The organism is Arthrobacter sp. NA-172, assembly GCF_043952055.1.
GTDB lineage: Bacteria > Actinomycetota > Actinomycetes > Actinomycetales > Micrococcaceae > Arthrobacter.
Map to the genome: position 1 here is coordinate 635610 of NZ_JBINOT010000001.1, position 14760 is coordinate 650369.

Here is a 14760-nt window from a genome sequence, read left to right on the forward strand (position 1 = left end):
ATGACCATCTCAACCACACTGACTATCATCGGCAGCCTTAATGTCGATCTGACGTGCCGCGTCCACCGGCTGCCCTCCCCCGGTGAAACCACCGGGGGAGGCTCCCTCACGCGGCAGCCCGGCGGAAAGGGAGGCAACCAGGCCGCAGCTGCTGCTCGGCTTGCCGGTGCTGCCCGTATGGTGGGCGCCGTGGGCAGGGACTCGGATGGCCGCCTTCTCACGGAGGCCCTGGAGCTGGTGGGGGTCGACGTTTCCGCGGTGAAGCAGGTTTCCGAACCGACCGGCACGGCGTTGATCGTGATCGACAGCGACGGTGAAAACCAAATCGCCGTCGCCTCTGGGGCCAATGCCTTTGTTTCCCTGGATCGCGCCGGGCTTTCCGACGGCGGACCCGTGCTGGCTCAGCTGGAGATCGCCGTCGAGACGGTGACGGAAGCCGCGCGCCGCACCACCGGATTCTTTGCCCTCAATGCGGCCCCCGCCCGGGAATTGCCGGCCGAGCTCCTTGAACGGTGTGACCTGGTGATCGTCAACGAGTCCGAGTACCAGCTCATCCCCGAACTTCGGAACGCCAAGCGGGTCGCGGTGACGTACGGATCGGGCGGGGCCAGCATGTACGCGCACGGCGTGCGGACGGCACACGCTCCCGCGCAAAAGGCACGGGTCGTGAATAGCGTGGGCGCCGGCGACTCTTTCTGCGCGGCACTGGTGCTGGCCCTGGCGTCGGGGTTGGATGAGGAAAGCAGCCTGGCAGCGGCGTGCGCGGTGGGGGCCGCCGCCGTCGCCAGCGAACTTTCGCAACCGGAGTTCGCGCGGCTGGAACACTACCTCGACGGGCGCGCGCTCCAAGGCGCCTAGTGTTTTGGTGAACTAGTGTTTTAGCGAACCAGTGCTTTGGCGAACTAGTGCTTTAGCGAACCGCGGGCCGCACCCACGATGCCTTCCACTGCGCGGGCCAGGTGCGTACCGCGGTCGCTGACGCCGTCCCAGCGCACCAGTGCCTGGGCGTTCAGGCCGTCAATCATGCCCAGGATCTGCCATGCGACGGATGGGGCGTCGAAAGTATCGAACTCCCCTGCCGCAATCCCTGATTCCACCACGCGCTGCACCACGGCCTGCCAGGCATCCATTTGTTCACGGACACAGACCGCGAGCGCCTCGTTCCGGCGCCCCAGCGTCCACGCTTCCACCCAGATGGCCGTGACGTCGAGACGGCTGCCATCCATCAGCGTCCCAAGCAGCATCCCTAGCCGCTCCAAAGGGGTCGGCAGCAGATCCAGAAGGCCCGAGACTTCCTCGGTTTCCGCAGCCACGATTCCCGAAAAGATGCCCGCCACGAGCGCATCAACATTCGGCTGGTAATGCGCGACGAGGCCCGAGGCTACCCCCACCCGCGCCGCCACGTTGCGCAGCGTAATAGCCGAAAGCCCCTGCTCAAGGGCTATTTCCTTGGCGGCTTCGGCTATTTCGGCAGAGCGTTCCGCAGGCCTCTTCCGCGCAGCGCGTTTCTGTATGGTGCTTGACATCACACAACAGTCTAAAGTAACTTTCTTCTTATTGATCGTGTGATCAATAAGAAATCTGAACACCAAGAAACTTGCCGCTCGCGGCTTCTACCTCACAACACCGAGGAGTCTTCCATGGCCTGGAGAATGCCAGCCGAAACTGCCCGCCACGATCGCACCTGGATGGCGTTCCCCCGCACCGGCGTGACCCTTGGCGACGATACCGCCTCCGCAGAAGAGGCCTACGCTGCCTGGACCGCCGTCGCCCACGCGGTGTCCGAGTTCGAACCCGTCACCATGGTGGTCGACCCCAGTGAGCGGGACCGGGCCAAGCGCATGCTCGCCTCCGGGATCGAACAGCTCGAGGCACCTCTCGACGAATACTGGATGCGCGACGTCGGACCGACTTTTGTGGTGGACGACGAACGTCCCGGTGTGCTGGGTGCAGTCGACTGGATTTTCAACGGCTGGGGCGCGCCCGCTTGGTCCGAATGGCAGAAGAGTGCCGGGATGGCCCGCTTTGTCGCCGAGAGTTCCGGGGCGGAGGTGGTGACTTCCTTGCTGGTCAACGAAGGCGGCGCCATCCATATCGACGGTGAAGGCACTGTCCTGGTCACCGAAACCGTGCAGCTGGATCCGCGCAGGAACCCGCACGCGGACAAAGCGCGCGTCGAAGCCGAGCTGTTCCGCACGCTCGGCACCACGCACACCGTGTGGGTACCCCGTGGACTCACCCGCGACTACGAAGACTTCGGCACCCGCGGCCACATCGACATGGTTGCCACCTTGCCATCCCCCGGCCGGATCTTGTTGCACTCGCAGACCAATCCCGAACACCCTGATTTCGAGGTCAGCCGCGTTCTGCACAGCTTCTTCGAAACCCAGAAAGATGCAAGCGGCAAACCGTTCGAGATCATTTCGCTGCCCGCACCCGAGACCCTGCGCGACGAAGAAGGCTTCGTCGATTGGAGCTACGTGAACCACCTGGTGGTCAATGGCGGCGTGATCGCTTGCGGGTATGGCGAAGAGCGGGCCGATGCCCTGGCCGCGGAAATGCTCGCCGAGGCCTACCCGGGCCGACGCGTCGTCACCGTGGATGCCCGTCCCATCCTGGCCCGTGGCGGTGGAATCCACTGCATCACCCAGCAGCAGCCCACGCTTGACGGGCAGGTTGCGCGATGAGCCGCTTCGACGTCGTCGAGGCCTCCATCTCGCAGCTGCGGGAAGCGCTGGACTCCGGGCAGGTGACCAGCGAGGAACTCACGCAGGCCTACCTTGACCGCATCGAAGCCTTCGACCGCAACGGCATCAAGCTGAACGCCTTGGTGGTGATGAATCCAGAGGCGCTCCCGGATGCCCGGGCCTCCGACCAGCGCCGGGCGGCAGGCAACACCCTGGGGCCCCTCGACGGCATTCCCTACACCGCCAAGGACAGCTACCTGGCCAAAGGGCTCACCGCGGCGGCAGGCTCCCCTGCTTTCAAAAACCTTGTTGCCCAACGTGACGCCTTCACCATCGAACGGCTCCGTGCGGCCGGTGCCGTTCTCATCGGACTGACCAACATGCCTCCCATGGCAAACGGCGGCATGCAACGAGGCGTCTATGGTCGCGCCGAGAGCCCGTACAACGGCGATTTCCTCACTGCGGCATTCGGTTCCGGGTCCTCCAACGGTTCGGGAACCGCAACCGCAGCAAGCTTCGGCGCGTTCGGGCTGGGCGAGGAGACGTGGTCCAGCGGGCGCGCCCCGGCGTCGAACAATGCTTTGTGCGCCTACACGCCCTCCCGCGGCGTCATTTCGGTGCGCGGCAACTGGCCGCTCGTTCCCACCATGGACGTCGTGGTGCCCCACACCCGGTCCATGGCCGACCTCCTGGAACTGCTTGACGTCATTGTTGCCGACGACGCCGAAACCCGCGGCGACTTCTGGCGCGTGCAGCCGTGGGTTGAGATCCCCGCGGCGTCCTTGGTCCGTCCGGATTCCTATCCGGCCTTAGCGCCATCAGACCACGACGGCGCGCGCCGGGCTTTGAAGGGCAAGCGCTTCGGGGTGCCGCGCATGTACATCAACGCGGACCCCGACGCCGGCACCAGCGAAACCCCGGGCATCGGCGGACCAACCGGTCAACGGATCCAGACCCGCGATTCCGTGATCGAACTATGGGAAGCCGCGCGGCGGGATCTCGAGGCCGCAGGCGCCGAGGTGGTATTGGTGGACTTCCCGGCTGTCTCCAACTACGAAGGCGACCGCCCTGGCGCACCGACCATCGCAACCCGCGGACTGGTCAGCCCGGAATACCTGAAACGGGAAATAGTGGATCTCTCAGCGTGGGCCTGGGACGACTTCCTCGCGGCAAATGGGGATCCTGCGCTCAGCAGCCTGACCGACGTCAAAGGGGCGGACATTTTCCCGCACCCCGAAGGAGCGCTGCCGGACCGCTATGACGGTTTCGACGACGAGATCGCCGGCTATCCTGAACACCTCCGCGCGCACCGTGTTTCCTCCGTTGCCGAAATCCCCCATCTCGGGGAAGGCCTCCGCGGCCTCGAAGAAACCCGTCGGCTGGACCTCGAGGAATGGATGGACCACCTCGAACTGGACGCAGTCGTCTTTCCCGCTGCGGCCGACGTCGGACCGGCCGACATGGATACCAACGAAGCCTCAGCCGAGCTCGGCTGGCGTAACGGAACCTGGGTGGCAAACGGCAATCTGGTCCCGCGGCACCTGGGGATCCCGACCGTCACGGTACCGATGGGCACCATGACGGATATCGGTATGCCAGTGGGACTCACGTTCGCGGGGCGCGCCTACGACGACACCGCCCTGTTGGCGCTGGCTGCCGCCTTCGAAGCGACAGGAACGCGCCGCACCGCTCCGCCGCGCACACCCCGCCTCGCCTGACCGCTCAGGTGGATTCGTCGTCGAACGGGGCCTTCTGCCCGGCCGCCAACCGCACGGCCGGGCGGCCAGGAGGCGTCGCAGGAAGCGGCGTTTGGATGGAGGTGACAGGCTTCGGCAACGGATCCTCGTCCGCAAGGGCTTCGCGGATGATGCGTCGAGGATCATATTGGCGTGGATCCATCTTCTGCCAATCGATGTCCTCGAATTCCGGGCCGAGCTCTTCACGGAGCTTTTCCTGCGCGTTGGAAGCCATGCGCCGCAGTTCGCGGATGAGTCGGCCGAGCTTCCTGGCATACTCGGGAAGCTTCGTTGGTCCCAGGACCAAAACCGCAATGATCAGGAGAAGGGCTACCTTCTCGACCGAAATGTCGATCATGGCTCCATTCTAAAGCTGACGGCTGGCCATCCGGGGACGGCGCTCACTATGAGATCGCGTAGAACGCGACGGCAAGTCCGGCAGCCATGAGCGCCTCGCGGACCCCTTTCAACCGAGGCACAGCGTGCCTCTTGCTCTCGGCCGGCATGGCAAAGGTGCCCAACAACCATCCCGTGGCTGCGAAGAGCATGAGGATCGCGCCCATGATGTCAACCAGGATGACCCCCAACTGATGTCCGGGATGATCCGACACCGTTCCAGCCCCACTTGATGCGGAAATCAGCACCCAGCCTGAAAGGGCCGACGTGGCGGCGCCATATATCGCTGGCCATCGCCCGGTCTGGCCGGGTCCTTTTCCTGGTACACGATTCTCGTGGCGAACGTCACGAAGACAATGCCGATTGCCACTCCGAGCGGTACCACGGCGTAGGGCGCCCAACCGAGCCCTACCACCAGCATGATTGCGGCCAAGACCGCTGAGGCAGCCGCATCAATCCGGGCAGGCATGCTTTTGGCCCGGAACATGGCTCCGAACCCCGACACCGCCGCGGCCCCGAAACACAGCACCAGAGCGCCCACAACAAACCAACCTCGGAACATACCTTGCAATCCTCCTGCGCACTTCTCGTTGAATCCCACCCGCAGTCATATCACTCCCTCATGGGAGAAAGCTGCGTGCGTAGTGCAGCAGCTCAGGTGCGGAACAGCAACGCCATCACGCCCGAACGGACAATAATGGTGCTCCCCAGCGCGATGTACACCACCGGGATAACCCAGTGCCCGGCCCGGCGGCAAAGAGCCCCTACTTTCGGGTGCGCGGTCAGCCAATAGCCAGCGGCGCACCACACCGCCACCATGACGGCAAAAGTCAGTCCCGTCGTGGCTGCAGCAATCGGTCCCAAAGAGTGAAAGAGCGGTATGTACACGGAAATGTTGTCGCCACCGTTCGCTACCGTCACGGCGACAACCACGGGCAACGTCAGCGAGCGCGGCCTCGGAGGGTCTCCTGACGGACGGGCAAGCTTGATCAGTGCATAGCCGCCCAGACAGGGGTACCAGACCGAGCAAACCCACCCATTCGATGGGGACCGGACTGAGGGCCCAGGCCGCAGCAGCCGCCACCACAGTCAACACCCCAATTCCGATGAACTGGCCTACCCAGATTCTCCAGAGACCGGGCACCACACGTGTCCTAGCAGCGAGGAAGAGGACCGACAAGACCAGCAGGTCATCAAGGTTTGTCGCAACAAAGGCGCCAGCCGCTGTGAGTACGGTGCCGCCCAGATCTTCCATCGCTCCTGACACTACCGTTCCGGAGCACGCCATTGCAGCATCAGACGATGGACACCGCTACCACCGCCGAGGGAGCTACCCCGGTGATTCATTGGGAGTCTTGACGTGCCCAAAGAGTCACAGTTTGTGCACAGCAGGACGAAAGTAGTCCGACAGGGTTCCATCTGAGGATAAAAACAGCTTCGAAAGCCGGAGTGGAACCAGCAAGGAGAAAAACTGTGAACAACGTCCGGAAAATCGCGGCAGGTGCCACCCTGATCGGCGCCCTCATCGGCGGCGGAGCCCTCACCACCATGGCACTGCCTGCCAACGCAGCAACCACCCCTTCCCCGTCCGCCACATCAACGGCATCGGCCAATGCCAGCCACGCAAACGAAACGGACCTCACCGGCGACATTGCTGCCAAGGTCAAGGCTGCGGTCCATGGCCGCGAACGCCGGCGCGACCGTCGAGAACATGACCACCGAGGGCGACGGCAGTGCAGCGTACGAAGCCCACATCACCAAAACCGACGGCACCCACACGACCGTCAAGCTCGACGCCAACTACACCATCACCGCCACCGAAGCCGGCGGACAAGGCGGCCACGGCCACGGGAACGAAACCGCTCTCACCGGTGACGCCGCGACCAAGGTCAAGGCTGCGGTCCTGGCCGCGAACGCCGGCGCGACCGTCGAGAACATGACCACCGAGGGCGACGGCAGTGCAGCGTACGAAGCCCACATCACCAAAACCGACGGCACCCACACGACCGTCAAGCTCGACGCCAACTACACCATCACCGCCACCGAAGCCGGCGGACAAGGCGGCCACTAATCCTGTCGCACTCCTACGGGCGGGCGCCGCATTGCGGCGCCCGCCCGTAGACCTCTTCGCCGCCGACGCTGGCCATTGGACGCCGCGGCCCCGCCGGATCCGCCTCACCCAGCAGTCGCCGGAACATCCGCCCTTAGGAGGGCCCTGATGATCGTCTACCGCCCCGTCGCCTCGCTGACCACCAGTCTCGACCGGCAGGAGCCGGCCGTGAGCATCGCGGCACCCGCGCAGACGATGCGCCGAACAGCGCGGCTTCAATCAAGCGACAAATCCCCGGTGTGGTCCTGGCTCCAACGCGCTTTGTCCGTCACGGTCATCGCGGCTGCCGTCATCACGGGTGTGCAGCTCGGGGTGAACGCGCCAGCCGTCTCACCCGTGCAGCCGGCCACCGTCCCTGGTGCATCAACCACGAACAGCTCCACCGCACTTGCCGCACCCAACCAACAGGCACTCCCCGCGGCCGGTAGAAACGGGCCGGGCCACGGCCACGACAAGGGAGGCCGCTGAGCAATACCGAGCAAGACAACAAATAGGCGATCGCAGCCGCCTGCCCACATCGAAGAAGGAAGACGATGCCACTATCAGCCCCGCGTCAACGGGACAGACCCACACGATCGGGTGCGGCCGCTGAGACAGCTGCCCAGACCGTCACCCCGGCGGTGATGCTCTGGCTGATCACGGCCGGGGCCATCGCGGTCACCGCGTTGGCCGGCATCAGCGCTCCCCTACCGCTGCGGCTCAACCTGCCCCTGATGGCGCACACCTCAGGCCTGCTCGCCGGATACGGCGTCACCGTCATGGTGGCCCTGATGTCCCGCGCCCCTGCCCTGGAACGAGGAGTCGGTGCGGACCGGCTGGCCCGATGGCACGCCAAGGGCGGCAGAACCATTATTTGCCTGATCCTCATCCACGGCGTCGCCGCGACCGCCGCCTGGGCAATGGCCCGAGGCACCTCGGCGTGGGCCGCAACCGTGGACGTCCTGACCGTGCCGGGACTTATCGCGGCCACCGTGGGAACGCTGATCTTTCTCGCCGTCGGAGCTATCTCGGCCCAAAGCGTGCGCCGACGGCTAAGCTACGAGGCACCTGGCACGTCCTTCACCTGCTGACCTATCTGGCGATCGCATTGTCCTTCTCCCACGAACTGGCGGGCCCCGGCAGCCTGGCCGGCCTCCCGTTGGTTCAGGTGGCATGGAGCCTGCTCTACACATTCAGCTTCGGACTGGTACTGCGGTACCGGGTTCTTGCCCCGCTTACACAGCTATGGCGCCACCGGCTGCGTGTCGATCACGTAGTCGATGAGGGCGCCGGGGTGGTCAGCATCATCCTTCGCGGCCGTCACCTCAACGAACTCAACGCCGAATCCGGACAATTCTTCCGCTGGAGATTCCTGACCAGTGCCACGTGGCGGTTCTCCCACCCCTTCTCACTCTCGGCCGCGCCCCACCAGCAGTTCCTGCGGATAACCGTCAAAGCGATCGGCGGCGGAACCCGAATGATCCACTCCGTGCGGCCAGGGACAAGAGTCCTCGCCGCCGGCCCCTACGGCGCCATGACCAAAGAACGGCGCCAAGGCCGGGGAGTCCTCCTGATCGGCGGCGGCGTAGGCATCACGCCGATGCGCGCCCTCTTCGAGACACTGCCCGTCGACGGACGAGAACTGACCCTGCTATACCGAGCCTCCTCGGCAGAGGAGATACTCTTCCGCGACGAGCTCGAACACATCGCCCGGCACCGCGGAGCACAACTGATCTTCCTGACCGGACCCTCGTCCGACCCGCGGAACGCGATCACCGCCCAAAGCCTGATAACCATGGTCCCGGACCTTGCAGCCAGAGACGTCTACATCTGCGCATCCCCCCGGTTCTCCGCCGCCGCGAGAACAGCCCTGACGCGGGCCGGACTGCCGCGCCGGCAACTCCACCAGGAGGAATTCAACTTCTAGCTATCGCGCCCGTCGGACCTTCTATCGAGTTCGGACAGCACGCGCCGGTCAAACTCGATGTCGAGGGTGAGGGAAAGACTATGCGCGCCGGGGCCGCCCACCTGACGGTGGGCGGCCCCGCACGATGATCAGTGGTCTGCGATCACTCGCTCGGTACGATGCCTAGCTGCTGGAGGACTTTCACGCCGTCGTCGAGGCCGATTTCTTCGACGATGAGGCCGTCAACGACCTTGAGAACGGTCGTTCCGGTGAACCGCATCGTCCTACCCGAGGCCGCCTGGACAGAACCGATGGGCAGGTCGGTGAAGTCGACTTCGCCAGTGTGGGTGCCGCCGCCTTCCCACTGCCCGACGACGTAGTCGCCCTCAGCGATCAAGTCGGCGGTGCCCCAGAACTTCAGGTCCGGGAACGCCACGCGGAAGCGAGTCGCGAAGTCGCGGATTGCATCACGACCGGTCATCGGCTCGTGCAGCGAATAGTGGAACCTGATGTCCGGGGCGGCGAGCTCGTCGATGACGGCGGGGTTGAAGTTCTCGCCCCAGAACTCGGTGAACCAGCGCCCGACGACCGCCTTGTTCTCTTCGATCGACACGGTGATCTCCTTCTCTCGTGGTGATCGGCGGACCCGTTGGCCTCCGATGCCTTGAAGACGTTGTGGCTGCGAGGAGTGTGAGATCCGTTTTAGAGGTCTTTGCGGCACGATTCATCCTTCCCCTTCGCAGCCTTCCACGCCTGGTACTTGTCCCTGCAACAGGACCAGCACGGGCGGTAGCCGGCCACAATAGCGGTGGACTCGTCCACGAAGAACACGCGGTTCTTCACGTACACGCCCTTCGCGATCGCCCGCAGCGCGGCCGGACAGTCCATCCGGCCATAGATTCTGTTCCCACGGTGTCCGCCCCACGTGCCCTTGACGGGCGAGGAGTAGCTACGGCCATCGGGGCCGGTGAGCGTGTAGGCCCTCTGATCGCTCATACCGCGTCATGGAAGACGAGGGCGAGCGTGTGCCGCTCACCCGAGCGGATCGCCGAGACCCCGTGCCGCACCGGAGCCGCGGACCAGCCACGGGCCGACTGCACGGGCCGGTCGCGCGTGGTGAACACGTAACCGTGCCCGTGCGGCAGCAAGGTCGCGGTGCCGCGCGACTGCGCCCTGGGCCGCTGCTCAAGCAACAGGAACTCGCCGCCCGTGTGATCCAGGCCCGGCTCGTTCAGGTTGACCACGACCTGAAGCGGGAACACGAGGTCGCCGTAGAGGTCGCGGTGCAGCGCGTTCCAGTCCTTTTCGCCGTACTTGAGCAGGATCGCGGTCGACTTCGTCTGGCCCGCTTCGTGGCACATGTCCAGCCACTCGTCCAGCGTGTCCGGCCACGGCGTCTCGCGGCCCAGCTTGGTCCACCAGTCACGGGCGATCGGCAACAGCCTCGGGTAAAGCGCCTGCTTGAGTTGTTCGATCGGTTCCGGGTACGGGGTCCGGAAGTACCGGTACTCGCCTTCTCCGAAACGATACCGCCCCATGTTGATCGTGCTGCGGAACAAGCCGTCGCTGCCGTAGTGTTTCCGGAATTCCGCCGTCTCCTCGGGGGTGAGGAGCTGCGGGAGGAGCGCCCCGCCGTACTCGTTCACCTCCTCGGTCACGGCGGCCCAGTCGGCCGACTCGACGCGCTCGCGCCACGGGTTGGCCGGCAGCCTGTTCTTCGTGGTGTTCATGCTGCGGCCTCCAGCTCGAGCAGGGCGGCCTTGACGTCAAGGCCACCGATGTAGCCGCCGAGCGTTCCGTCATTGCGCAGAACCCGGTGACAGGGCACCACGACTGGGAGGGGGTTGGTTGCGCAGGCGGTGCCGACGGCGCGGACGGCTTTCGGGTTGCCGACCATCTCGGCCATCTCCTTGTAGCTGCGGGTCTGGCCGTAGCCGATTTCGGGCAAGTGTCGCTGCACGAGCTGGCGGAAACCCTTCGACAGGGACAGAGTCCAGGTCGAGGTCGAAGGCCTTCCGCTTGTACGCGAAGTACTCGTCGAGCTCGCGGGCAGCGGTGTCTAGCCGCTTGGGGGCCCGCAGAACCCGGGGGCTGATCTTCGCGGCCAGGTTTTCCAGCACTAGGTCGTGGTCCTCCTTGGCGAAGGCCACGCGGACCAGTCCTCTTGGCGTGGTCGCGAGCAGCAGCTTCCCGACCGGGCTGTCGATGATCCGGTACGCGACGTCGAGCAGCCCCTCGGCCTGGGCCCCCGCCTCCAGTCGGCGGTGCAGTTCCGCCAGTTTCTCGGCACCGATGGGCGCTGCCAGCGCCGCGAGGACATGCTCATCACGGTTCTCGCTCATAGTTGTGCTCCTTTCGTGATCGCGCCCGGATAGTTCCTCCGGAGGTTCTTCATCCCGTCTGCCGCCGCTCTCCGGGCCGCGTCGACGGACCCGCCGAGGATAGCCGCGATCTGCGCGTGCGACATCCCGGCGACATACCGGTACGTGATGGCCAGCCGCTGCTTCTCGGGCAACCGGCCCACCTGGCCCCACAAGTCGGCGTCACCGTCCCCGGGGATCCCGAGCTCAGTGGGTGCCTCGGGGAGCTCCTCGACCGGCAGCGGGTTCCGCTTCGCAGCCCGGTGGACGTCGATCGCCTTCCGGCGAGCGATCGTCACCAGCCACGCCCCGACGTTCGCCGTCTCCGGGAGACCCGGGTATGCGCGCATCGCTGCCAGGAAAGTCTCCGACCATGCGTCGTCCGCGTCCTGCACACCCAGCAGGGAGCGGCACACACGCAAGACGGTCGTCCCGTGCGTCTGCACCACTAATTCGAAAGGCTGTTTCACGTCCATCACATTGAAGACGATCGAAGTGGGCATTCCGTGAGACCGAACATTGAAACAGCCGCGACACGAGCAGAGTTGAAGCGAGGCTGTCATGAATTCGGTTAATGAGAATGATTATTGATAGCATCAATAATCATTCTCGTTCATCGCCCCCTACCCGGAAGTTCCCCATGCACCCTGCCCTTCTGGTTCAAGACTTGAGGGTGTCCCTCCGGGGACGCACCCTGATTGACGGAGTCAGCTTCGCTATTGAGCCGGGTCAAAGAGTGGCTCTTCTCGGAGCCTCGGGTTCAGGCAAGTCCTTGACCGCGGCAGCCCTTCTGGGACAGCTTCCAACCGCGATGAGTGCTTCCGGGCGGTTGCAGATCAACGGGGTGGATGTGCCGTTGTCCAAGAGGCGAGGCAGCCGCGCGGGGATCACCACCATCCATCAGGACCCGATGTCCGCGCTCAATCCCTTGGTACGCCTGGGCAAACAGCTCGAGATCCCGCTACGGCATGCCGGCCTTTCGGCCTCCTTGGCACGGACACAGGCACGTGAGCTGCTCACATCGGTGGGAATAGAAGAAGCCGGACGGACCATGGAGAGTTTCAGCGGCGAACTGTCGGGCGGCCAGCTGCAACGGGTCTGCATCGCTCTCGCCCTGGCCTGCCGTAGCACCGTCTTGGTGGCGGATGAACCCACCACCGCACTGGACATGGTCAGCCAGGCCAAGGTCCTGGATGCCTTGTCTTTGCATTCGGAATCCGTGCATTCGGAATCCCTGCATTCGGAATCCGCGCAGTCCGCGGCCGCGCATTCCAGATCCGCCGGCGCGATGTTGTTCATTACGCATGACCTCGCTGTGGCTGCGGCCTTTTGCCCCCAGGCACTGGTTCTGGGTTCCGGCCGGATCGTCGAGGAGGGATCGATGCGGTCGCTGGTAGAGCGGCCCACGCACCATTACACAAAGCAGCTGGTGGAAGCCGCCCATCTCGGCTTCGATTCTCTTCCCCGGGAAGCCACCGCATGAATGCGGTACTGAGCGCCGGCAACCTGGGTCTCACCTACCCCGGCAGAGGGCTCCTGAAGCAACGGTTAGCCCGGCCCGCATTGCAGAACGTTTCCCTCAGCATTGCCAGTGGAGACAGCATCGGCCTGGTGGGTGGCTCCGGCGCCGGAAAATCGACGCTCCTGCGGATCTTGCTTGCTTTGGAGAAGCCGAATGCCGGAACTGTCACGTTCAACGACACCCCGGTGGTGCCCGGTCCGGCCCCGTCATTGAGGTGGTACCGCCGTGCGGTGCAATACATCCCACAGAATCCGGCGGCGAGCCTTGACCCGGGCATGAACGTGGAGCGTCTTCTCCTGGAACCCCTGAGGCAATTGCGCATTGACGGAGACCACCGCGAGATGATCCTGAATGCCCTGCAACGGGTCGATCTCGATCCGGGCATGCTGACGCGCCGGCCGCGAGAACTTTCCGGTGGGCAAAACCAACGCGTGGCCATAGCACGGGCCTTGGTCCCCGCGCCGAGCATCCTCCTGGCCGATGAGCCGGTCAGCGGGCTCGATCTTCCCCTGAGGAACACGGTCCTGGACCTCATGGAGCATTTGGTCCATCGGGACGGGCTAGGGATCCTGTTTGTCTCGCACGACCTGGCCGCTGTCGCCCGCCTTTGCTCCCAGACCCTGATTCTCGCCGAGGGACGCATCGTGGAACGAGGACCCACCGCAGCCGTATACGCCACACCACAGACCCGCGAAGCCAAGGAGCTCGTAACCTCCATCCCCCGGCTGAACAGGTACAAGGAAAGCAGGTACAAGGAAAACAGGTACAAGGAAGAGGAAAAGCCATGAAGGCTGTGAACCCACGCGGGGAGCCCTCGTCCCGGCTCCTGCTGGCCAGCCAGCTCATCTTCAACCTCGGCTTCTACTCAGTTGTCCCCTTCTTGGCGGTTTCGATGCGCGAAGACTTTGGCATGGGGGCAATGGCCGTGGGAATCGTCCTCGGCGCCCGTACTTTCGCCCAGCAAGGATTGTTCCTCATGGGCGGTGCAGCCGCGGATCGTTGGGGCGCCCGCCCGGTGATGATCACCGGGTGCCTCACCAGAATCGTTGGCTACCTGACACTGCTCTGTGCCGCGGATTTCCCCCTTTTCCTCCTGGGAGCCGTGATCACAGGTGTAGGCGGCGCCCTCTTTTCACCCGCTTTGGAGAGCCTTGTGGGCGGAGCCGAAGAGCGACGCGCTTCCATTCAGCCCCACAAAACCACTCTCTTTACGCTGCTCGTCATTTTCGGAGAAATCGGGGCCGTGGCAGGTCCCCTCCTCGGTTCCATCCTGCTTCAGACCGGCTTCGACAGCGCCTTGCTCGCCGGTGCGGCCGTCTTTGCCGTGATGGCCGTGGTCTTCAACGCCTTCCTTCCAACGACAAAGGCGAGCGCCGTCAAAGCGTGCGCCGGGCACCCGCCAGCCGCACCGCCGTCGGACGCTTGGTCCTGGCGCAAGGAAAAGCGTTTCGTGGCATTCGCGGCTTTCTACAGCGTCAACCTCTTTGGCTACAACCAGCTCTACTTCGGGCTGCCCATCGAGCTGGAACGAAGCGACGCGGGTCTGGGTGCGTTTTCGGCGATTTTTGCCTACGCATCCATTGTGACCATCACCCTGCAGTGGCCCATCGCCAGGCTCATGAAGCGGAAGGGACCGGGCATTGCGCTCGCCGTGGGATTTGCCATTCAGGCTCTCGGGTTCGTGGCTGTCGCAGCCATGGCCGTGGTCCCACCGCCCGCCGTATTCCCTGCGCTGCCTGCGTTCGTGCTGGTCACCGCGCTCGCCCTCGGGCACATGTGCGTGGCACCCGTTGCCATGGATCTGGTCCTCGATTTTGCCTCAGGACGCCCCACCGGCGCCTACTACGGCCTGCTCGCCAGCTGCGGCGGAACGATGGTTCTCCTCGGCAATGTTGTCCTGGCCCCCCTCTATGAACACGCCGGCGCAGCATCCGCGGCCGCGGCGTTTCCGTGGCTGGTGTCGGCAACCTTCGCAATAGCCTCCGCAGCACTCATTCACCGCTTCCTTCCGGCCCCCGTCCGGGCCCCGCACCCGCACCAACTCCACCCCGTCTAAATCCACTC

At 64.7% G+C, this 14760-nt stretch carries 19 protein-coding genes and 2 pseudogenes; 10 read left to right on the plus strand and 11 right to left on the minus strand.

What is annotated here, in order from left to right; genetic code table 11:
• Window positions 1-858, plus strand: a complete 858-nt coding sequence (locus ACF0H6_RS03185; RefSeq protein ID WP_395248434.1) for a PfkB family carbohydrate kinase — start codon at window positions 1-3, stop codon at window positions 856-858.
• A 44-nt stretch (window positions 859-902) separates the two neighbouring features.
• On the opposite strand, the gene ACF0H6_RS03190 is transcribed toward ACF0H6_RS03185, so the two are convergent.
• Window positions 903-1526: a TetR/AcrR family transcriptional regulator gene (locus tag ACF0H6_RS03190; protein WP_395248435.1), complete on the minus strand. Its 624-nt coding sequence runs from the start codon at window positions 1524-1526 to the stop codon at window positions 903-905.
• 114 nt (window positions 1527-1640) lie between these two features.
• Here ACF0H6_RS03190 and ACF0H6_RS03195 point away from each other — a divergent pair, with 114 nt between their 5' ends.
• On the plus strand, window positions 1641-2687 hold the full coding sequence (locus ACF0H6_RS03195; protein ID WP_395248436.1) for an agmatine/peptidylarginine deiminase: 1047 nt from the start codon (window positions 1641-1643) through the stop codon (window positions 2685-2687).
• Window positions 2684-4405, plus strand: coding sequence for an amidase (locus ACF0H6_RS03200; RefSeq protein WP_395248437.1), 1722 nt, complete (start codon window positions 2684-2686; stop codon window positions 4403-4405). Before ACF0H6_RS03195 ends, ACF0H6_RS03200 begins: the two co-directional genes overlap by 4 nt.
• Before the next feature lie 4 nt (window positions 4406-4409).
• Here ACF0H6_RS03200 and ACF0H6_RS03205 read toward each other — a convergent pair whose 3' ends face one another.
• The 5 genes and pseudogenes from ACF0H6_RS03205 to ACF0H6_RS03225 all read right to left on the minus strand — a co-directional run.
• Entirely contained in the window at window positions 4410-4781 is a 372-nt protein-coding gene (locus tag ACF0H6_RS03205; RefSeq protein ID WP_395248438.1) for a sec-independent translocase, read from the minus strand.
• Between the two features lie 46 nt (window positions 4782-4827).
• On the minus strand, window positions 4828-5034 hold the full coding sequence (locus ACF0H6_RS03210) for a hypothetical protein (protein ID WP_395248439.1): 207 nt from the start codon (window positions 5032-5034) through the stop codon (window positions 4828-4830).
• A gap of 26 nt (window positions 5035-5060) precedes the next feature.
• Entirely contained in the window at window positions 5061-5381 is a 321-nt protein-coding gene (locus ACF0H6_RS03215; RefSeq protein ID WP_395248440.1) for a hypothetical protein, read from the minus strand.
• Between the two features lie 92 nt (window positions 5382-5473).
• Complete coding sequence (locus ACF0H6_RS03220; protein ID WP_395248441.1) at window positions 5474-5752, minus strand: cadmium resistance transporter; 279 nt, start codon at window positions 5750-5752, stop codon at window positions 5474-5476.
• An 88-nt stretch (window positions 5753-5840) separates the two neighbouring features.
• A pseudogene (locus ACF0H6_RS03225) lies at window positions 5841-6107 on the minus strand (cadmium resistance transporter); the annotation flags it as partial.
• A 390-nt stretch (window positions 6108-6497) separates the two neighbouring features.
• On the opposite strand from ACF0H6_RS03225, the gene ACF0H6_RS03230 reads away from it, so the two are divergent.
• From ACF0H6_RS03230 to ACF0H6_RS03245, 4 genes are all read left to right on the plus strand, one after another.
• A complete protein-coding gene (locus ACF0H6_RS03230; RefSeq protein ID WP_395248442.1) occupies window positions 6498-6890 on the plus strand; it encodes a PepSY domain-containing protein in 393 nt (130 codons plus the stop codon).
• 147 nt (window positions 6891-7037) lie between these two features.
• The gene (locus tag ACF0H6_RS03235) at window positions 7038-7397 is read left to right on the plus strand and encodes a hypothetical protein (RefSeq protein ID WP_395248443.1); all 360 of its coding nucleotides are present in this window, start codon (window positions 7038-7040) and stop codon (window positions 7395-7397) included.
• Between the two features lie 65 nt (window positions 7398-7462).
• On the plus strand, window positions 7463-7999 hold the full coding sequence (locus ACF0H6_RS03240) for a ferric reductase-like transmembrane domain-containing protein (protein WP_395248444.1): 537 nt from the start codon (window positions 7463-7465) through the stop codon (window positions 7997-7999).
• A 17-nt stretch (window positions 8000-8016) separates the two neighbouring features.
• A complete protein-coding gene (locus tag ACF0H6_RS03245) occupies window positions 8017-8835 on the plus strand; it encodes a hypothetical protein (RefSeq protein WP_395248445.1) in 819 nt (272 codons plus the stop codon).
• 142 nt (window positions 8836-8977) lie between these two features.
• Here the strand turns inward: ACF0H6_RS03245 and ACF0H6_RS03250 are convergent, their stop codons facing one another.
• The 5 genes and pseudogenes from ACF0H6_RS03250 to ACF0H6_RS03270 all read right to left on the minus strand — a co-directional run bounded on the left by ACF0H6_RS03250 (window position 8978) and on the right by ACF0H6_RS03270 (window position 11677).
• On the minus strand, window positions 8978-9427 hold the full coding sequence (locus ACF0H6_RS03250; protein WP_395248446.1) for an ester cyclase: 450 nt from the start codon (window positions 9425-9427) through the stop codon (window positions 8978-8980).
• A gap of 89 nt (window positions 9428-9516) precedes the next feature.
• The gene (locus tag ACF0H6_RS03255) at window positions 9517-9810 is read right to left on the minus strand and encodes an Ada metal-binding domain-containing protein (protein ID WP_395248447.1); all 294 of its coding nucleotides are present in this window, start codon (window positions 9808-9810) and stop codon (window positions 9517-9519) included.
• Entirely contained in the window at window positions 9807-10544 is a 738-nt protein-coding gene (locus tag ACF0H6_RS03260; RefSeq protein ID WP_395248448.1) for a 2OG-Fe(II) oxygenase, read from the minus strand. Before ACF0H6_RS03260 ends, ACF0H6_RS03255 begins: the two co-directional genes overlap by 4 nt.
• A pseudogene (locus ACF0H6_RS03265) lies at window positions 10541-11156 on the minus strand (methylated-DNA--[protein]-cysteine S-methyltransferase). The gene ACF0H6_RS03260 and the pseudogene ACF0H6_RS03265 overlap by 4 nt, the downstream one beginning before the upstream one ends.
• Window positions 11153-11677 (minus strand): RNA polymerase sigma factor, encoded by a 525-nt coding sequence (locus ACF0H6_RS03270; protein WP_395248449.1) that lies wholly within the window; start codon window positions 11675-11677, stop codon window positions 11153-11155. The pseudogene ACF0H6_RS03265 and the gene ACF0H6_RS03270 overlap by 4 nt, the downstream one beginning before the upstream one ends.
• 137 nt (window positions 11678-11814) lie before the next feature.
• On the opposite strand from ACF0H6_RS03270, the gene ACF0H6_RS03275 reads away from it, so the two are divergent.
• From ACF0H6_RS03275 to ACF0H6_RS03285, 3 genes are read left to right on the plus strand one after another with little or no spacing between them, the layout of a single operon-like run.
• Window positions 11815-12657, plus strand: coding sequence for an ATP-binding cassette domain-containing protein (locus ACF0H6_RS03275; RefSeq protein WP_395248450.1), 843 nt, complete (start codon window positions 11815-11817; stop codon window positions 12655-12657).
• On the plus strand, window positions 12654-13484 hold the full coding sequence (locus ACF0H6_RS03280; protein ID WP_395248451.1) for an ABC transporter ATP-binding protein: 831 nt from the start codon (window positions 12654-12656) through the stop codon (window positions 13482-13484). Before ACF0H6_RS03275 ends, ACF0H6_RS03280 begins: the two co-directional genes overlap by 4 nt.
• The gene (locus ACF0H6_RS03285) at window positions 13481-14752 is read left to right on the plus strand and encodes an MFS transporter (protein ID WP_395248452.1); all 1272 of its coding nucleotides are present in this window, start codon (window positions 13481-13483) and stop codon (window positions 14750-14752) included. The genes ACF0H6_RS03280 and ACF0H6_RS03285 overlap by 4 nt, the downstream gene beginning before the upstream one ends.
• Window positions 14753-14760 lie beyond the last annotated feature (8 nt).